18 protein-coding genes are annotated in these 17928 nt (G+C 71.8%); 5 read left to right on the top strand and 13 right to left on the bottom strand.

Features of this window, described 5'->3' with window-relative positions; genetic code table 11:
* Positions 1 to 62: 62 nt before the first annotated feature.
* The 7 genes from deoC to ABZ914_RS27195 are packed head-to-tail and all read right to left on the bottom strand — an operon-like array spanning position 63 to position 8040.
* Positions 63 to 1010, bottom strand: a complete 948-nt coding sequence (gene deoC / locus ABZ914_RS27225) for a deoxyribose-phosphate aldolase (RefSeq protein WP_500196704.1) — start codon at positions 1008 to 1010, stop codon at positions 63 to 65.
* On the bottom strand, positions 997 to 1995 hold the full coding sequence (locus tag ABZ914_RS27220; protein ID WP_387031344.1) for an ABC transporter permease: 999 nt from the start codon (positions 1993 to 1995) through the stop codon (positions 997 to 999). Before ABZ914_RS27220 ends, deoC begins: the two co-directional genes overlap by 14 nt.
* Entirely contained in the window at positions 1992 to 3488 is a 1497-nt protein-coding gene (locus ABZ914_RS27215; protein ID WP_500196703.1) for a sugar ABC transporter ATP-binding protein, read from the bottom strand. The genes ABZ914_RS27220 and ABZ914_RS27215 overlap by 4 nt, the downstream gene beginning before the upstream one ends.
* A complete protein-coding gene (locus ABZ914_RS27210) occupies positions 3485 to 4444 on the bottom strand; it encodes a sugar-binding transcriptional regulator (RefSeq protein WP_500196702.1) in 960 nt (319 codons plus the stop codon). Before ABZ914_RS27210 ends, ABZ914_RS27215 begins: the two co-directional genes overlap by 4 nt.
* Positions 4441 to 5982, bottom strand: a complete 1542-nt coding sequence (locus ABZ914_RS27205) for an FGGY-family carbohydrate kinase (protein ID WP_500196701.1) — start codon at positions 5980 to 5982, stop codon at positions 4441 to 4443. Before ABZ914_RS27205 ends, ABZ914_RS27210 begins: the two co-directional genes overlap by 4 nt.
* Entirely contained in the window at positions 5979 to 7025 is a 1047-nt protein-coding gene (locus ABZ914_RS27200; protein ID WP_206700141.1) for an alcohol dehydrogenase catalytic domain-containing protein, read from the bottom strand. Before ABZ914_RS27200 ends, ABZ914_RS27205 begins: the two co-directional genes overlap by 4 nt.
* 28 nt (positions 7026 to 7053) lie before the next feature.
* Entirely contained in the window at positions 7054 to 8040 is a 987-nt protein-coding gene (locus tag ABZ914_RS27195) for a substrate-binding domain-containing protein (RefSeq protein WP_500196700.1), read from the bottom strand.
* Between the two features lie 222 nt (positions 8041 to 8262).
* Between ABZ914_RS27195 and ABZ914_RS27190 the strand changes: the two genes are divergently transcribed.
* Entirely contained in the window at positions 8263 to 9327 is a 1065-nt protein-coding gene (locus ABZ914_RS27190; protein ID WP_500196699.1) for a sigma-70 family RNA polymerase sigma factor, read from the top strand.
* Between the two features lie 55 nt (positions 9328 to 9382).
* Entirely contained in the window at positions 9383 to 9928 is a 546-nt protein-coding gene (locus ABZ914_RS27185) for a dihydrofolate reductase family protein (RefSeq protein WP_500196698.1), read from the top strand.
* Positions 9929 to 10075: 147 nt separating this feature from the next.
* Here ABZ914_RS27185 and ABZ914_RS27180 read toward each other — a convergent pair whose 3' ends face one another.
* The 5 genes from ABZ914_RS27180 to ABZ914_RS27160 form a co-directional block, all read right to left on the bottom strand.
* A complete protein-coding gene (locus tag ABZ914_RS27180; RefSeq protein WP_387031352.1) occupies positions 10076 to 10336 on the bottom strand; it encodes a hypothetical protein in 261 nt (86 codons plus the stop codon).
* Between the two features lie 165 nt (positions 10337 to 10501).
* Positions 10502 to 10855 carry an ArsR/SmtB family transcription factor gene (locus tag ABZ914_RS27175; protein ID WP_500196697.1) on the bottom strand — a complete coding sequence of 118 codons (354 nt, stop codon included), beginning with the start codon at positions 10853 to 10855 and terminating at the stop codon, positions 10502 to 10504.
* A 204-nt stretch (positions 10856 to 11059) separates the two neighbouring features.
* Entirely contained in the window at positions 11060 to 11419 is a 360-nt protein-coding gene (locus tag ABZ914_RS27170) for an STAS domain-containing protein (protein WP_500196696.1), read from the bottom strand.
* Between the two features lie 330 nt (positions 11420 to 11749).
* A complete protein-coding gene (locus tag ABZ914_RS27165; protein ID WP_500196695.1) occupies positions 11750 to 12301 on the bottom strand; it encodes a peptidoglycan DD-metalloendopeptidase family protein in 552 nt (183 codons plus the stop codon).
* 336 nt (positions 12302 to 12637) lie between these two features.
* Positions 12638 to 13195, bottom strand: a complete 558-nt coding sequence (locus ABZ914_RS27160) for a hypothetical protein (protein ID WP_500196692.1) — start codon at positions 13193 to 13195, stop codon at positions 12638 to 12640.
* 153 nt (positions 13196 to 13348) lie between these two features.
* Between ABZ914_RS27160 and ABZ914_RS27155 the strand changes: the two genes are divergently transcribed.
* Complete coding sequence (locus ABZ914_RS27155; protein ID WP_190861512.1) at positions 13349 to 13957, top strand: TetR/AcrR family transcriptional regulator; 609 nt, start codon at positions 13349 to 13351, stop codon at positions 13955 to 13957.
* A gap of 77 nt (positions 13958 to 14034) precedes the next feature.
* Here ABZ914_RS27155 and ABZ914_RS27150 read toward each other — a convergent pair whose 3' ends face one another.
* Entirely contained in the window at positions 14035 to 15138 is a 1104-nt protein-coding gene (locus ABZ914_RS27150; RefSeq protein ID WP_500196690.1) for a sugar ABC transporter substrate-binding protein, read from the bottom strand.
* Between the two features lie 179 nt (positions 15139 to 15317).
* On the opposite strand from ABZ914_RS27150, the gene ABZ914_RS27145 reads away from it, so the two are divergent.
* On the top strand, positions 15318 to 16565 hold the full coding sequence (locus ABZ914_RS27145; RefSeq protein WP_500196688.1) for an ROK family transcriptional regulator: 1248 nt from the start codon (positions 15318 to 15320) through the stop codon (positions 16563 to 16565).
* Positions 16566 to 17517: 952 nt separating this feature from the next.
* Positions 17518 to 17928: Hsp20/alpha crystallin family protein (locus tag ABZ914_RS27140; RefSeq protein ID WP_500196686.1), on the top strand; the 411-nt coding region annotated here is incomplete at its 3' end.

The raw sequence follows: 17928 nt of genomic DNA, 5'->3' as shown, positions 1-17928 counted from the left end.
GGAGCCGCGGATGTCGACGACCGACGCCGACTCCGGTGCGGGCGCGTACTCGAACACCATGATCAGTCCAGGGTGAAGTAGTCGGGACCGGAGTAGACGCCGGTGGACAGCTTGCGGCGCTGCATCAGCAGATCGTTCAGCACACTGGAAGCACCCAGCCGGAACCAGTCGGGCGACAGCCAGTCCGGGCCGGCGGTCTCGTTCACCAGCACCAGGTACTTGATCGCATCCTTGGTAGTGCGGATCCCACCCGCCGGTTTGACACCGACCTGACGGCCCGTCGCGGCCCGGTAGTCGCGGACAGCCTCCAGCATCACCAGCGTCACCGGCAACGTCGCCGCCGGAGACACCTTCCCGGTCGAGGTCTTGATGAAATCCGCGCCCGCCCGCATCGCCAGCCAGGAAGCACGCCGCACGTTGTCGTAGGTGACCAGTTCGCCGGTCTCCAGGATCACCTTCAGGTGCGCGTCCCCGCAGGCGTCCTTGACCGCGACGATCTGCTCGAAGACCGTCCCATAGTCACCCGACAGGAACGCGCCACGATCGATCACCATGTCGATCTCACTCGCGCCCGCCGCCACCGCGGCCCGGGTGTCGGCGAGCTTGGCCTCCAGCGGCGCCCGCCCCGACGGGAACGCCGTCGCCACGCTGGCGACGCCGACCCCGGTGCCACGCAGCGCCCCCACCGCCACGTCCACCAAGTCGGGATACACGCACACCGCCGCGACCTTCGGCACCGTCGCGTCCGCCGGATCAGGCCGGACGGCCTTGGCGCACAACGCCCGCACCTTCCCGGCCGTGTCCGCACCCTCCAGCGTCGTGAGGTCCACCATCGAGATCGCCAGATCGATCGCCTCGGCCTTCGCCGACGTCTTGATCGACCGAGTAGCAAGCCGCGCCGCCCGCTCCTCCGCACCGACCTGGTCCACGCCCGGAAGTCCGTGCAGGAACGCGCGCAGCTCCCGTTCGTCGGCCCTCTTCAGAGCCGTCATCGTGTCAGGCACGGGCACCCCTGTTCTCCAGGATCCGGTTGAGGATGAGCGCCGCCACCACGATCAGGCCGGTCACCACCATCTGGAAGAACGAGCTCAGCCCGACGAGGTTGAACAGGTTCTTCACCACCGACAGCAGCAGGACCGCCACGAACGTGCCGAAGACGTTGCCGCGCCCGCCGAACAGGTTGGTCCCGCCGAGGACGACGGCGGCGATGGCGTCCAGTTCCAGGCCGTTGAAGGCGGTCGGCTGGCCGATGGTCAGCCGCGAGGTGAGCAGGACGCCCGCGAACGCGGCGAGCAGCCCGGAGATCGCGAAGACCGCGACGGTCACCGCCCGCACGGGCAGGCCGGACAGCCGGGCGGCCTCCCGGTTGCTGCCGACCGCGTAGATGTACTCGCCGAACGTCGTCCCGCGCAGCATCAGCCAGGCGAGGACGGTGATCGCGATGAAGATCAGGCCGACGATCGGGACGCGGCCGATGAACCCGCCGCCGAGGAGCTGGAAGCCCTCGGGCTGGTCGCCGCCGGCCGGCGTGCCGCCGGTCAGCAGGTACGTCAGGCCCCGGATGCTGGTGAGGCCGGCGAGGGTCGTCATGAAGCTGGGCAGCGACAGGTACGCCGACAGCCCGCCCATCACGGCGCCGGCGGCGGCGCCGGCCGCGAGCGACACCAGGACGGCGAGCACGGGCGGCCAGCCGTCCGACATCAGCACGGCCACCGTCATCCCGGCGAACGCGGCGGTGCTGCCGACCGACAGGTCGATGCCCGCGGTGAGGATGACCATCGTCATGCCGATCGCGACGATGCCGGTGAGGCTCGACTGCTGCAGCAGGTTGGCGATGTTGCGGGTGGTCAGGAACTCCGGTGCCAGGATCGACGCGACGACGCACAGCAGCAGGAAGACGACGAGCAGGTTCCCGTTGCGCAGCAGGGCGAGGCCGTGGCGCCGGGGCACGATGCCGGCCAGGGCCGGCCGGGCCTTGGAGGCGGTTTGGCTCATGGGGTGGCTCCAGTGATGACGGTGTGGGCGATGTCGGCCTCCGCGGTGGTGCGGGGGTCGAACCGCGCGATGTTGCGGCCCTCGTGCAGCACCCATATGGCGTCGGCGTGGGCGGTGAGCTCGGCGAGCTCGCTGCTGGCGAGCAGGACGGCGACGCCGTCGTCGGCGAGCCGCCGGACCTGCCGGTAGAGGTCGGCCTTGGCGCCGATGTCGAGGCCGCGGGTGGGCTCGTCCAGCAGCAGCACCCGCATGCCCCGGGTGATCCACTTGGCGAGGACGACCTTCTGCTGGTTGCCGCCCGACAGCTCGCCGACGGGCTGGTCCGCGGAGGCGTGCTTGACGCCGAGGCCGGCGAGGACGGGCGCGGTCGCGCGGCGCCCCCGGGAGCGCGGCGCCAGCGGGCGCAGCGCGCTGATGGCGGCGTTGCGGGACACGCCGAGGCCGAGGAACAGGCCCTGCTCCTTGCGGCTCTCGGGGACGAGCGCGAGACCGTTGCGGACGGCGGTGCGGGGGCCGGCGACCGGCAGCGGATCGCCGTCCAGGCGGGCGCGGACGTCGGCGCGGGCGACCCCGAACAGGGCGTTGAGCAGGGTGGTCCGCCCGGCGCCGGCGAGGCCCGCGAGTCCCACGATCTCGCCGGGGCGGACCTCGATGCCGGAGACGTCGAGGATGCCGCCGACCCGCGCCCGCTCGACGACCAGCCGCGGCTCCCCCGACGGCGCGGGGCGGTCCACGCGGCGGACCAGGTCGCGGGAGCCGCCGATCATCGCCGCGACGAGGTCGTCGTGGGTGGTGGCGGCGAGGTCGAACACGCCGACGTCGCGCCCGTCGCGCATGACGGTGGCGCGGTCGCCGATCTCCGACACCTCGTCCAGCCGGTGCGAGATGTAGATGATGGCGCGGCCCTCGGCGGCGAGGCCGCGGATGACCTCGAACACCGCCTCCAGGTCCCGCTCGCCCAGCGTCGCGGACGGCTCGTCCATGACGATGACCTTCGCGTCCATCGTCAGCGCCCGGGCGATCGCGGTGAGCTGCTGCGCGGCGATCGGCAGGTCGCCCACCCGGTCGGCGGGCGAGAACGTCCCGCCGACGCGGCGGATCACCTCGGCCGCCGCGGCGGCGCGCGCCTGCCGGCGGACGAACGGCCCGCGCGCGGGCGCGCGTCCGAGGAACAGGTTCTGCGCGACGGTCAGGTCCGGCGCGAGGTCGAGTTCCTGGTAGATGACGCTGATCCCGGCGGCGATGCCGTCCTGCGGGCTCGTGGCGCGCAGCGGCCTGCCGGACAGCAGGATCTCGCCGTCGTCGGGCCGGTAGGAGCCGGCGAGGATCTTCATCAGCGTGCTCTTGCCGGCGCCGTTCTCGCCGAGCAGGCAGTGGACCTCGCCCGCGCGGACCGACAGGTTCGCGCCGTCGCAGGCGAGTGTGCCGGGGAAGCGCTTGACGATCCCCTTCATCTCCAGGAGCGGCGGCTCCGGGCGCGGCGAGTCGCTCATGCGGCCTCCTCCAGCAGGTGGGCGGCGGTGACGTCGTCGGTCACCAGGACGTTGCAGATCCCGCCGGCGACGACGGCGCGGCACACGCGGTGCTTGCGCTCGCCCGCGACGACGGCGATCGACCACGCACCCGCGCGCAGGTCGTCGATCGTGATGCCGATCGTCCTGCGGTCGAGCTCGTCCCAGACGATCCGTCCGGCGCCGTCGATGAACCGGCCGACGACGTCGCCGACGCCGCCGGACGCGGCGAGCGCGTCGATGTCGGCGGAGCTCAGGTAGCCGGACTCGACGAGGACGGAGTCGTGCGACAGCGCGCCGGGGCTGAACAGGAACGCGCCGCACTGCCTGGCCAGGTCGAGGACGCCGCCCACCGACCGCTCGCCTTCCAGCGCGGCGCGCGTCGAGTCCTGCTCGACGATCGCGGGCGCCGACAGCAGCGTGACGGTGCCGCCGCCGTGGTGCGCGAGCCGGCTGGCCATGTCGGACGCCGAGGTGGGGCGGCGCGACCGGCTGAGCCCGCCGTTCACCTGGACGATCTGGACGCCGCGCGTCCAGCCGGGCGCGATGTGCGCGGCGACGGCGTCCAGCGTGCGGCCCCACGACACGCCGAGGCTGCGCGGTGCCGGGGTCAGGTCGGCGAGGTAGCGGGCGGCGGCGCCCGCGACCCGGTCGCGCGTCTCGACCTCGCCGGCGGCGGCGTCGACCGGGACCACGACGGCGTCGCGCAGCCCGTAGCGCTCCTTGAGCTCGCGTTCCCGCGCGTGGAGCCGGTGCCGGGGGTGGACGATCTCGATCCGGACGATCCCGGCGGTGCGGGCCTCGGCGAGGAGCCGCCCGACCTTCCAGCGGGTCAGGTGCAGTTTCCGGCCGATCTGCTCCTGGGTCTGGTCGCCCTCGTAGTACATCTCGGCGACGCGCAGCAGCAGCGTCTCGTAGTCGGGGTCCTCCGGATTCATCCGGTCTCCTCGCGGGGGCGGCTGAGCAGGTGCGACACCTCGCGGGTGGCGGCGGTGGCCTGCCGGTACAGGTCGTAGCCGGCCTCGTAGGCGCCGCCGTGGACGTCCCGTCCCTCCGGCTCGACGAGGGTGGTGACGGGCGCGAACGCCTCGGCGGCCTGGGCCAGCCCGCTGTGCGCGCCGGTGGCGGTCGCGGCGAGCACCGCGCAGGCCCGCAACGTGAGGTTGTCGCCGGCGTCGGCGGCCCCGCCGGGGCGGCCGACGAGCAGCAGCGGGCGGCCGAGCACGTCCGCCATGGTCTTCAGCCAGAGCGGGTTGTGCCGGACGCCGCCGGACACGTAGATGTCCTTCACCGGGACTCCCGCGGTGAGGAACGACTCCAGCACCTGCCGCGTCCCGTACGCGACGCTCTCCACCGCGGCCCGGTAGAGCTGCGCGGGGGTGGTGCCGAGCGTCAGGCCGAGGACCGCGCCGCGCAGCCCCGGGTCGCGGAGCGGCGTGCGGTTGCCCATGAAGTGGTCCAGGACGACCAGCCCGTGCTCCCCCGGCCGGACCTGCTCGGCCTCGGCGCAGAGCCGGGGCAGCTCCGCGCGCTTCACGCCGAGCAGGTCCTCGCTCGTCCAGCGCAGGACCGACCCCGCCGACACCTGCCCGCCCTCCACGAGCCAGTGCCCGGGACGCAGCGCGTCGGGGTACGGGCCCCAGATGGCGGGGGTGAACACGGGGGCGTCGACCTCGGCGACGAACGCGTTGGACGTCCCGCAGACGATCGACAGCCGGCCCGGCTCCAGCCCGCCGGTGGCCAGCAGCGACAGGTGCGCGTCGATGCCGCCGACCGCGACGGTCGGCCGGCCGCGCAGCCCCAGCTCGGCGCGGGTCGCCGCCGTGACCTCGCCCGCCGCCGCACCGACCCGGAGGACGTCGGGCGGAAGCTTCGCGGCCAGGTCCGGGACGCCGAGCAGCGCGTACAGGTCGTGCGGGTGCCCGCCGCCGCGCGGGTCGTGGTTGTACTTGCAGCAGGCGTTCATCTGCGACGCCGTCCACCTGCCGGTGAGCCGCCAGGTGAGGTAGTCGACGGCCTCGACGATGCGGGCGGCGCTCCGGTAGACGCCCGGTTCGTGCCGGGCCAGCCACATCGCCTTGGGCACCAGCCACTCGACGGCGTCGGAGCCGCCCGCGTACTTCAGCACGTCGTGGCCGGTCGCGGCGGTCGCCTCCGACTCGGCGGCGGCGCGGGCGTCCATCCACAGGATCGCCGGTCGCAGCGGCCGGCCCGCGTCGTCGAGGACGACGACGGTGGAGGCGGTGGTGGCGACGGCGACACCCGCGATCTCCGGCTCCCCGGCCCCGGCGAGCGCGGCGCGGGTCGCCGCCGTGACGGCGCGCCACCAGTCCTCGGGGTCCTGCTCGGCCCACCCGGGCCGCGGGTACCGGGTGGGGTAGGTGTCGTGGCCGGTGCCGAGGACCGCGCCGTCGTCGGCGAACACCGCGACGCGCGCGCCCTCGGTGCCGAGGTCGATCGACAGCAGCGCGGTCACGGCCGCTCCCCCGGCCGGAAGAGCACCTTCGAGCTGAAAATGGAACGTTCCCCCAGCTGCTTCATGAGCTGCGGCAGCGCGTCCAGCCCCGGCTCGTGCGTGATCATGAACTTCCAGCGCAGCGCGCCGGACGCGAACGCCTCCGCCGCCGCCCGCCACTCGTCGCCGGGGAACGGGGCCGAGAACGAGTTCCAGGCGCCGTGCAGGCTGACCTCCCGGCGCAGGAAGTCGTTGAAGGTCCCCTTGGCGAACTCGACCGGCGCGTGCGGGATGCCGATGAACACCGCCTCGCCGTGCCGGGCGCACAGCGCCGCCGCCATGTCGGCGGTCACCGGGGTGCCGGCCGACTCGATCACCACGTCGTACCCGTCCCCCGCCAGGTCGCGGGCCTCCTCGCCGCTGGTGGTGGTGTGCGTGGCGCCGGCCTCCGACGCCTGCGCGAGCTTGCGCTCGTTCAGGTCGACGGCCAGCACGTCCGACGCGCCCGCCAGCCGCGCCCACTGGACGGCGAACAGCCCGATCGGCCCGGCACCGAGCACCGCGACCCGGTGCCCGACGCCCAGCCGGGTCCGCCAGATCGCGTGCAGGGCGATCGACGCCGGGTCGAGCATCGCCGCGGCCGCGGCGGGCACCTGCTCCGGCACCGGGAACAGGTTCCGCGCCGGGACGGTGACGTACTCGGCGTAGGCGCCGTCGCGGCGGCTGCCGAAGTAGTCGTAGTCCAGGCAGAGGCTGAACCGGCCGCGCTGGCACTCCGCGCAGGCGAAGCAGGGGATCAGCGGCGGCACCGCGACCAGGTCCCCGTCGGAGAACCCGCGCACCTCGCGCCCCGCCTCGACGACCCGTCCGGCGAACTCGTGCCCGCAGATGATGGGCATGCGGTGCGCGCCGGCGCTCAGCATGCGGGCGATGTCCGAACCGCACACCCCGCAGGCGTCGACGCGGACCAGCGCCTCTCCCGGACCGGGCTCGGGCTTCGCCACCTCCTCCACGCGGATGTCACCCGGCGAGTGCAGGACGGCCGCGAGCATTTTCTCAGGCACTGTGTTCCCTTCTTGCGTGTCTCAGGGCTCAGGACGCGGACTGCGCGGGCGCGAACACGCTGGAGCCGCTGTACTTCGCCGCGTTGGCCGGGTCGATCAGGGCCGTCCCCGCGTCGACGTACGGCGCGACCTTCTCGCCGTGCCCGACCTTCACCGCGGTCTGCACCGCCTGCGCCGCCTCGCTGATCGGGTCGTTGAGGGCGGTGGCGACGAACTGGCCCTGCGGGATGAGCTTCACCGCCTCCATGAGCCCGTCCACGCCCGCCACCTTCACGTCGGTCCGCTTGCTCTCCCGCAGCACCTGCAGGGCGCCGAGCGCCATGTCGTCGTTCTGCGCGTACACGGCCTTGACGTCGGGGTTCGCCTGCAGCAGGTCCTGCATGGCGCTGACCGCCTTGGACCGGATGTAGTCGCAGTACGGGCCCTTGACGATCTTGATCTTCGGGTTGCCCTGGACGCCCTGCGCGAAGCCGTTCCCGCGGTCCCGGGCGACCGCGCCGCCGGCGTCGCCCTGGATCTCGATGACCTTGCCGCCGGCCGGGCCGAGCGCCTGCGCGAGCCGCTGCCCCACCAGCTTGCCCATCTGCACGTTGTCGCGCCCGACGTGCGACGCCGCCCCCTCCGGCACCGGCCGGTCCAGCGTGATGACGGGGATCTTCGCGGCCTTGGCCGCCGCCAGCCCCGCCGCGGCGCCCTTCGGGTCCACCGGGTTGACCAGCAGGACGTCCACGCCCCGCGTGATCAGGTCCTGGATGTCGTTGTTCTGCTTGGTGACGTCGCCGTTGGCGTCCGCGAACAGCAGCTTGGCCCCCGCCTTGGCCGCCGCCTGCTGCGCCCCGTCCTTCAGCTGGACGTAGAACGGCGACTGCTGGGTGACCTCGCTGAACCCGATCGTCAGCTGGCCGCCGTCGCCGCCCTTGTGCTCCGAACCACCGCTCGGCCCGGTCGACACCGAGCACGCCGACGCCACCGTGACCACCGTCGCGAGCGCTCCTGCCAGGAACGTTCTTCGCATCTTGCCCTCCCGGGTTGTGCTGGGGGTCACACCGTAAGAACCCCGTTCACGCGGGCGCAACATTTGCGTAGCATTTTGCTCATCTGAGCACCATGTCGGTCGGCACCCGGTACCCGCCCACCTGACCTGCGAAGACGCTCCCGCGTCCCGGATCGGCGTCTCCGCGCGGCGGATCGGGCGTCCGGCCCCGCCGGCCGTGCCGCATCGGCGATCCTGGTCCCGATGGTCGGGAGGTGGCCCGTGGACGTGAAGCGCGACGACGTCGTCCGGGACGGCGGGGCGGCGGTCCCCGAGGGCGGCGGCGAGGAGTTCGCGGCATTGGTCCGCCGGCATGAGCGCGAACTGCGGGTGCACTGCTACCGGATGCTCGGTTCGGTCGAAGAGGCCGAGGACGTCGTGCAGGAGACGTTCCTGCGCGCTTGGAAGAACCTGGACCGGTTCGAGGGCCGCTCCACCGTCCGGGCGTGGCTGTACCGGATCGCGACCAACGCCTGCCTGGACGTGCTGGGCGGGCGGGCCAGGCGGGTGCTGCCGCACGACCTGGCGCCGCCGGCGGACCCGGAGACCTCCGGCCTGCCGCCCCGCGGCGAGGTGCCCTGGCTGCAGCCGATCCCGGACCGGCTGCTGGACGCGGCCGAGCCGGACGCCGTGGTGGTCGGCCGCGAGACGATCGAGCTGGCGTTCCTGACCGCGATCCAGCACCTGCCGGCGCGGCAGCGGGCGGCGCTGATCCTGCGCGACGTGCTCGGCTTCCCCGCCCGGTCGACCGCCGACGTGCTGGAGACGAGCGTCGCCTCGGTCAACAGCGCGTTGCAGCGGGCCCGGGCGACGATGCGCGACCGCCTGCCGCCCCACCGCCTGAACTGGACGGCCCGGGCGGAGCTCGACCCGGAGGAACGCGAGGTCCTGCGCCGGTACATGGACGCGATCAACCGCGCCGACCCGGCGGCGATGGCGGACCTGCTGGCCGCGGAAGTCCGCGCGATGATGCCGCCGTACCCGGCGTGGTTCCAAGGACGCGAGGCGGTGCTGGCCACGCTGGCCACCAGTTGGGACCCCGGCTCCCCCCACTACGTGGGCGCGCTGAAGGCGGTGCCGGTCGGATCGAACCGGCAGCCGGCCGCCGCGCTGTACGTCCGGCCGCCGGGCCGGGCCGACCACCGGCCCTTCGCACTCGGCGTCCTGACCGTCGAGGACGCCCGGATCACCGAGATGGTGGCCTTCCACGAGCCCCGCCTGTTCCCGCTGTTCGGCCTGGACGACCGGCCGCCGGCGGGGCACCGATGAGCTTTCGCGTGCTCCGCCGTCTCAACGGGAAGACCGGAGCACACGGAGGTTGACCATGGCAAAGCTGCTCTACTCCGCCACGATGTCGCTGGACGGGTTCATCGCCGGCCCCGGCGGCGACATGTCGTGGGCGGCGCCCCACTTCGGCCCGAACCCGATCGTGGACGACCTGATCGGCGGCATCGGCGCGCTGCTGGTCGGCGCCCGCACCTTCGGCGGCGACGACCCCTACCGCGGCGACGCCGAACGGGAGGGCAAGCCGTTCGGCGGCGGCTGGACCGGGCCGCAGTTCGTCCTCACCCATCGCCCGCCGGACGTCGCGATCCCGGACGTCACGTTCGTCGGCGACCTCGGCCAGGCCGTCGCCGCCGCGCGAGAGGCCGCGGGCGGCAGGTACGTCAACGTCCTCGGCGCGGAGACGGCCCGGCAGTGCCTGGAGGCCGGCGAGCTCGACGAGGTACTGGCCATCGTCGCGCCCGTCCTGCTCGGCGACGGCGTCCGCCTGTTCGACCATCCGGGCGGGACGGACGTCCGGCTCGAGCAGCTCGACGTCACGCACACCCCGAAGGCCGCCAACCTCTGGTACCGCGTCCTCAAATGACCGAAGCGCCCGGCGTCCGGCGGCCGCCCCGGGCGCCGGGTGCTCTCACTGCTGCCGCTTAGCGCCGGTATTGAAGAAGGCGTCCAGATATTCGTCCGCCACCTTCATTCAAGGGGGACTTCGTGTGGGTGCCGACCGGTGCGCCGATCACATCGGCATCTCTGGGGGCTTCTCGTCGCCGTACACCATTCGGCGCAGCGCGTCGGCCTCGCGGCGACGTCGACCGGCCTGCTCGTCCCGCTCCACCACGACACTGAGCGCGGTGACCATCGCGGCCAGCATCAGGCTGAACACCGCACCTATCACCAGCGATTCACCGCGCCACGCTTGGCCCGCGACGCAGGCGCCGGCCATCATCACCGCCCAGGCGATGACCACCTTGGCGATCCATCGAGGGGTAGGGCGCATTGCTCCAGCCTCGGGTGTGGACGGCCACAACGCAATGCGCGCCCCGGGCGGATTTCATCAGAGAACCATTGCGGCTGGTCACAAGCCTGTCCTTATGGCAATAGTGGCCGCGCGGCGCCCCGATGCGCTCGGCGGCGAGGACGGCGCCGTCGCGGATCTCGGCGGTCACCGCGGCCCCTTCGGTGGACGCGGGCGGGCTGTCTCGACGGCCCTCTTCAGGCGGCCGAGGGCGTCCGGCCAGAACTCCGAGAGCAGGTCGCGGACCGGCTCCAAAGCTTCGCGGCGCAGTGCGTACAGGCGGCGGGTCCCCTCGCGGCGCTCGGCGAGCAGACCGGCCTGCTTGAGCACGCCGATGTGCTGGCTGACTGCCTGCTGGGTGAGGGGGAAGGACGCCGCGATCTGGCCCGCGGCCAGCTCGGTGTGCTGGACCAGGCGCAGGATCCGCCGCCGGTGGGGGTCCGCGAGCGCCCGCAGCACCGCGTCGGGCGCCGCGGGCACCGCCTGCTTCCGCTCGGACATCGGGCCAAGATCTCACGTCCCGAACGGGGTGCCGGTGCCGGTCTCGGCGAGGGTCTCGATGCTCGCCATGAAGTGCCCCCAGGCGTCGGCGCAGGCATTCTCTTGTACAAGCAGGTGCTTGTGAAGCTAGGCGGGGCCCGGCCCCTGTCAACGCTCGACGCCGGGCGCTCGAAACCTGCGCGGCGCACCGGGAAACGGTCTCGCTCAGGCCGGGAGCGCCTCGCAGATCCGCAGGACGCGATCCAGGCCGGTTCGCCTCAGCACCGTGGCGACCCTTCTATGCGGCCGGAGCAGCGCCAGCTCACCACCCGCCGCGCGCAGTCGCTTCCACAGCCGGATGAACGCGTTGATCCCTGAGGAGTCGCAGAAGCTCACGCGCGACAGGTCCAGCGCCAGGCGCGGCGCCCCGGCCATCGCGATCGCCGTCTCCGCCTGCTCCACCACCGCCGGGACGGTGGCGATGTCCAGCTCTCCCTGCAACTCGATCACCAGCCACGAATCCGCAGCCGCCACGTCCACCCGCAACCTCGGACCGAGCGGCCGCGCGCTCGGTATCGCGGTCATGCCGCCACCTCCTGCCTCGCTTCACCACTTCCGGGATGGCTAGACCTACCAACAAACGGGGCGTCCATTCATGCGCGGGCAAAGAATCCGCGAGCCGCGGCCGCGACGGTGATCTGTGCCTCAGTTTCGACCCGCAGCCGGCTGCTCATTCCTGTGCGTCCGGCCTTCGCCGGCCCGAAAGGCTTGTTTCAAGCAGGCCGATCGCGGCACCTGGGGACGGTTCACGCGGATCGGTGCTTCGATGGTCCTGAAACGGCCGCGGCCGCCCGACCCCCTGGAGAAGGGAGCTCGGGCGGCCGGCGACGTCATGCTCGGGCAGGTCACCGCCCGCTATCGGACGTTGTAGCCCTGGGAGTTCCAGAACCGGCCCGGGTTCGGGTTGTCCAGGTGCGGGTCGCCGACGCTCTTGGCGGCGTGCGTCCGGCTGCCGAGACGCATCTCGACGTGGGTGTGCGCGGTCGAACGGCTCGACACCCCGTTCCACGACTCGTCGGCGATGACCTGCCCGCGGCCGACCGTCTGGCCCACGCGCAGGGACGACCGCGGAGCCGAGTGCAGGTAGATCACCGTCTTCCGCAGCGAGGCGTTGTAGATGGAGATCGTGGACAGCCCCGACCTGCCGGTGTGGCCGCGGGCGATGTAGATGATCTTTCCGCCGACCAGGGCGTGCACGTCCGACCCGACGCCGCGGGCGATGTCGATGCCCTCGTGCCGGCCGCGGGTGGTGGTGTAGCCGTCGAACCCGCAGGTGATCCGGCCGCCTCGGGCCTGGTACAGCGCGTACGACATGTTCGCGCGCACCAGCGGGGACGGCGCCGCGGGGGCGGCGGGAGCGGTGCGCGCCAGGGCGGCCGGCGCCGGGCCGCCCAGGGCCGCGGCCAACGGGACCGCCGCCAGAGAGATGATTCCCGCCCCGGCGCGCTTCCTGGTATTTCTGCCCATCATTTCCCCTTCCGTCCGAACCAGACCCCTAGCCGGGGCCTGATTCGACTCTGCAGACCTGCAACCCACACAGGTATCAGGGAAATCACTGAACATGCAGCGGCTACCGCAATTCCGGAAAGACATTCCGGACAGTTCTTGCATCCAAAGTACTGCGATACGGATACATTGCGATCGACAAATCACCGCAAGGAGAGGATCTGTTCTCTCATTTCACGATGATGCCGTTGAAACAGTGATCGCGTGCCGTGGGTTGGTCGGGCACCGATGCCCCCGTCAGCTCTCCTTCGCGGTGCGGCCGAGACGGACGGCCGAGAGCAGGAAGAAGATGCCGCCGGGAATGGCGTAGCCGGCCGCGTTGGTGAGCGTCGGGTCGTCGGCGGAGGCGCCGATGATGAACGAGCCGCCGGCGAGCACGGAGATGCCGCCGCTGATGATCATCGGCCACTGGCCGCCCATCGTGCGGCGGGTCACGCCCACGATCAGCTGGACGAACCCAGCCACGACGGCCCAGGCGCCCCAGACCCGCAGGACCGCCGGGATGCCGGACGCGCACGCGGCGGCGACGCCGGCCGCGGTGAGCAGGCTGACCGCGATGTTCACGTACAGCAGCACGGGCGAACCGGCGCCGCGCGACGTGCGGGCGTCGATGACGGCGGCGGCCACGTCGAAGAGCGGGTACAGCACGAGCAGGGTGACCGCGAGCGGACCCAGGTCCGAGGCGGTCGTGAACATCACGAGGGCCCAGACGACGGCGAATCCGAAGCGGGCGAAGTACAGCCGCCGCAGGGTGTGGGCGGTACCGGCGATGCTCTTCGAAGCGATGGCGGTCACGGTGGTCCTCTCAGGTCAGGCTTGGGGAGCGCGTTCAGCCGATGGGCGGCGGCCGGGGCCACCTCAAGGTAGAACGAACGTTCTGTCTTGCTCACCATCGCAACTCGGCCGGACCCTGTCAAGACCGAACGTTCTACTCGCTACGATGTCCCCATGGGGCGAGAATCCGGAGGCAGGCCCTCCGAAGCGCGCGACCGCCTGCTGGGCACGGCGACGAGGCTCTTCTACACGGAGGGGATCCACTCGGTCGGGATCGACCGGATCGTCGCGGAGGCTCAGGTGACGCGGGCCACCCTCTACCGGCACTTCCCCGGCAAGGAAGACCTCATCCTCGCCTATCTGGACGAGGTGGACCGGGCCATGCGCGCCCAGGTGGACGATGCCGTCGCCCGCGGGCTACCGGCGGCCGACACCGTCCGGGCCATCGGCGAGTCCATCGCGCAGGGCATCCGGTCCACGGATTTCCGGGGATGCGCCTTCCTGAACGCCGCCGCCGAATACCCCGACCCCGATCACCCCGTCCACAAAGCCGTGATCGCCCACCGGCAATGGTTCCTGGACACCGTGACCGAATTGCTGGCGCGCATCCGGAAGACCCCTGCCGAACTCGCCGCACGGCATTTCGTGATGATGCGCGACGGCGCCATGGCCTCCGGCTGCCTCTTCGACCCCGCGCTGGTCTCGGAAACCTTCCTGCGCGGGGTCGATGGCCTGTTGGAGGCCCATGCCGCACCCGACCGGCGGGGGCCGGCGCCGGCCTGAACATCCGATACGCCGAGCTCGATTCTCGGCCTCGTTCTCGGCCTCGTTCTCGGCGGCGCGGCCTCAGGCCGCTCGGGTCACTGGACGCCGGCGTCCTTGCATTTGGCCGCATAGGCGCCCTTGCACAGATCCGCGGCCTTGACGAAACCGTCCGCGACGACCTGCTTGACGTTGTCCTTGAAGATCCCGATCGGGATGAGCAGCACCGAGGGCACGTCCCGCTTGCCCTGCGGGTCGTTCACCGTGGCGCTGGTCTCGCCCTTCTGGCCCTTCAGCAGCGAGATGGCGAGTTTGGAGGCGGCGTCGGCCTCCTGCTTGACGGGCTTGTAGACGGTCATGCACTGGGTGCCGTCCAGGATGTTCTGCAGTCCCTGGAGCGTGGCGTCCTGCCCGGTGACGGCGACCTTGCCGCCCTCCTGGTTCTTCTTCGCCACCGCGATCGCGGCGTTGCCGAGGTTGTCGTTGGCGGCCAGCACGCCGTCGATCTTGCCGTGCTGCTCGGTCCAGATCTGCTCGAAGATGGTCGCCGCCTTCTCCGGCTTCCAGTCGGGGACCGCCTGTTCCGCCACCTTCTTGTAACTGGAGACCTTGTCCAGGATGTTGTGCGCGCCCTGGGCGAAAAGGGTGGCGTTGTTGTCGGTCGGCGAGCCGTCCAGGTAGGCGATGTTGGCCGGCTTGTCGCCCAGGCACTTCTGCAGGCCCTTGCCCAGTTCCTCGCCGACACGGACGTTGTCGAAGGAGACGTAGTAGTCCGACACGCCGCCGAGCGTCAGCCGGTCGTAGTCGATCGTCTTGACGCCCTGCGTCCGGGCCTTGCGCTGCACGGCCGCCGCGGAGTTCGAGTCGAGTCCCGTCACCAGCAGCACGCTGACCCCGCTCGTGATCATCTGGTCGGCGATCGTCTGGAACCGCTGGGTCGAGCCCTCGGCGTTCTGGATGTCGTACTGGACGCCCGCCGCCTTGAACGCCTGCTCGAGGTACGGCCGGTCGAAACTCTCCCACCGGGTGGACGAGGTGGTGTCGGGCAGGATCACGCCGACCTTGCCCTTCACCGTCCCCGACCCCGAACCGCCCTTCGAATCGTCATCCGAACCGTTCCCGCACGCGGACAGGGTGAGCGACGCGGCCGCCGCCAGGGCGGTCAGGCCGACGGTCCCTCTGCGGAAGAGCGTCCGTCTCACGAGCAGCCTCGATGTGTTCTCGCGCACGCCAACTCCAAGGGGGGGTGGAGCCCTGGCCTCCATACGGCCGTCGGCTTTGCTGAACTGTAGGAACGCGGGTTAATCAGCGTCAAGAACAAATAAGGCCGGAAATGGCCATAGTTAATACAGAGTGCGGATAAACCTCTAGGGTCGTCACCGTGGACGACGCTCCCGGATCCCTCACCTCGTTGCGCTCGCGCAACCGGCTGCTGGTCATCGATGCCGTCCGGCGGCACGGCCGGATCAGCAGGGTCGGCATCGCCCGGGCGACCGGCCTGTCCCGGACCACCGTCTCCGGTCTCGTCACCGCGCTCCTCGCCGAGGGCGTGCTGACCGAGTCGGCCGACGGGGCGGCCCCGTCGACGGCCCGGGGAGGCCGGCCCGCGACCCCGCTCACGCTCAACCCCGAGGGCGGCGGGCTGCTCGGCGTGCACCTGCGCCACACCGACGTCCGCGTGCTGCTGGCCGACCTGTCCGGCGGCGTCCTGGGCGAGCACCACCGCGAGCTCGACGTCGACCACCGTCCGGACGAGGCCCTGGAGTTCATCGCCGACACCGCCCTCGACCTGGTCGCGACCGTGGGACGGGACGCCGGGCGCATCTTCGGCATGGGCGTCGCGGTATCGGCGCCCGTCCAGTCGCGCTCGCACACGCTGAGCCTGCCGTCCATGCTGTCCGGGTGGACCGACGCCGACATCGCGGCGCATCTGAACCGGCGCATCGGCCTGCCGGTGCACGTGGGCAACGACGCCAACCTGGGCGCCCTCGCCGAATGGACCTTCGGCGCCGGACGCGGCGTGGACGACCTGATCTACATCATGCTGTCGGACGGCGTGGGCGCGGGGCTGATCCTGGACGGCCGCTCCTACCAGGGCGCCACCGGAACGGCGGGCGAACTCGGCCACATCGCCGTGGTGGACGGCGGGTACGTCTGCCGTTGCGGGAACCGCGGCTGCCTGGAGACCGCCGTGGGCGCGCAGGCGCTCACCGCCGCCTTCTCCCGCACGCGGGGCCCGGACACCACCATCACCGATGTGGTGGCCCTGCTCGCGGCCGACGATCCGGGGGCACGGCGGGTGGTCACCGACGCCGGCCGCATGGTCGGCCAAGCGCTCGCGGGCATCTGCGCGATGCTCGAACCGCGGATGGTCGTCGTCGGCGGGCAGGTCGCCGCGCTCGGCCGTCCTCTCCTCGACGGCATCCGCGAAGTGCTGGGCGACCGCCTCCCCCCGGCGATCAACCAGGGCATCACCGTCACCGGAAGTGTTCTCGGCGACCGCGCGGAGGTGCTCGGGGCGATCGTCCTCGCGACCCGCCAGACGTCCGCCCGGCTGCTGGCGCCGCACTTCGACCGGACGCCCCCGGATGCCGAGAGCGCGCCCGGCCGAGAGCCGCCGCCGGCGTGAGCCGATGTCGGCGCGGTTCGATGTCGGTGCGCGTCGCGCGGGCATGACGGCGGCCAGGCCGGCGAGGAGTGAGGGGGACTCGCCGGCCTGGCCGATGCGCTGACGCTGAGCGAGACTCTCTTCCTCTTGCCGTTTCCTCCTTTCCGCTGATCGGTGCCGTGATGCGGAGCGCGCCCCCGTTCGTGCGGGTCCGCCGTCGAGTGCGTCATGGCCGGGCCGTCGCGGGAACCGGCCTCCAGGTTGCGGCGGGGCCGCCGATACGGGGCGGGCTTGGAAGCGGCGGAGGTGAGCGCTGGCGCCTGATCCCTCTGCGGGAGGTGGTCGGGTCCCTGTCCGAGAGGCGGTCAGGGGACGTCGGCACGAGATATCGCCACGGTCGCCCGGTGGGCGGAGTCTCCGGAGGAGCGGGCGGCCCGGGCCAGGCGGGTGGCGCGCCGTAGCTCGCCGCGACCAGCGCGTCGAACTCGTCGCGCAGCCACTGCTCGTCGGCGTAGACCAATTCCGCGAACTCGCGGACGTCCTGCCGCGGCGTCCGCGTCCGGGCCATGCCCTGCATCTCGATCACTCCCCGGAACCTCTACGAGCGTCACCAGGCCAACGACCGATACAACTTCTCTATACCCACGGCTGGAGGAAGATGTCAAGCAGGGCCCGGGAACGGCCTTGACGGCCTTTCAAGCGCCGGCGACCGGCCGCGCCGGACCGACCGACGAAGTGCCGTACGGCTCGGGCTCCCCACCAGCGGAGCGTCTGGATGACCAGGGTGAACAGCTGATCCGCAGGTAGCGGCGACCGTGCGGGACCGCCAAGTGCTCAAGTCGATGTTTGACGATCCCAGCAGCATGGTACTTACAATTCCAGTTGTAGGGTTCCTCTCGCTGAGGGTTCCTCTCGGTGGGGGGCAGGGTGTCCCGGGTCCGGTGGGCCTGGGGATCTTCGGAGGTGAGCGAGGATGCTGCTGACGTCGATCGATCCTTTCGTGCAGGAGTTCGAGCGTCAGTTCGACCGTGCGGTCCGGCAGGCGGGGCTGGGCGGTCGCGGGGACGGTGCGGGCATGCCGATGGACGGGATCCGCCGTCCCGACGACGTGGTGCTGCGGTTCGACCTGCCGGGCATCGACCCGGGCTCGATCGAGGTCACCGTGGACCGCGGTGTGCTGACCGTGACCGCACGCCGCGAGGAGGAGTTCGGCGACAACGAGCGGGTGTTCGTCCGCGAGCGCACCATGGGCGCCTTCACCCGCCGCGTCTACCTGTCGGAGCACCTGGACGCCGACGCCATCGAGGCCGCCTACAACAACGGCGTCCTGGCCGTCCGCATCCCCGTCCTGGAACAGGCCAAGCCCCGCAAGGTCGCCGTCCAG

It is taken from the genome of Spirillospora sp. NPDC046719, assembly GCF_040645715.1.
Lineage (GTDB): Bacteria > Actinomycetota > Actinomycetes > Streptosporangiales > Streptosporangiaceae > Spirillospora.
The sequence above is the reverse complement of the archived record's forward strand: the minus strand, read 5'-3'. Positions and strand labels throughout refer to the sequence as shown.

Coding starts and splice junctions, on each gene's coding strand:
- ABZ914_RS27220 (WP_387031344.1), bottom strand. CDS start 1,995: ATGAGCCAAACCGCCTCCAAGGCCCGGCCGGCCCTGGCCGGCATCGTG.
- ABZ914_RS27215 (WP_500196703.1), bottom strand. CDS start 3,488: ATGAGCGACTCGCCGCGCCCGGAGCCGCCGCTCCTGGAGATGAAGGGG.
- ABZ914_RS27210 (WP_500196702.1), bottom strand. CDS start 4,444: ATGAATCCGGAGGACCCCGACTACGAGACGCTGCTGCTGCGCGTCGCC.
- ABZ914_RS27195 (WP_500196700.1), bottom strand. CDS start 8,040: ATGCGAAGAACGTTCCTGGCAGGAGCGCTCGCGACGGTGGTCACGGTG.
- ABZ914_RS27190 (WP_500196699.1), top strand. CDS start 8,263: ATGGTCGGGAGGTGGCCCGTGGACGTGAAGCGCGACGACGTCGTCCGG.
- ABZ914_RS27185 (WP_500196698.1), top strand. CDS start 9,383: ATGGCAAAGCTGCTCTACTCCGCCACGATGTCGCTGGACGGGTTCATC.
- ABZ914_RS27180 (WP_387031352.1), bottom strand. CDS start 10,336: ATGCGCCCTACCCCTCGATGGATCGCCAAGGTGGTCATCGCCTGGGCG.
- ABZ914_RS27175 (WP_500196697.1), bottom strand. CDS start 10,855: ATGTCCGAGCGGAAGCAGGCGGTGCCCGCGGCGCCCGACGCGGTGCTG.
- ABZ914_RS27170 (WP_500196696.1), bottom strand. CDS start 11,419: ATGACCGCGATACCGAGCGCGCGGCCGCTCGGTCCGAGGTTGCGGGTG.
- ABZ914_RS27155 (WP_190861512.1), top strand. CDS start 13,349: ATGGGGCGAGAATCCGGAGGCAGGCCCTCCGAAGCGCGCGACCGCCTG.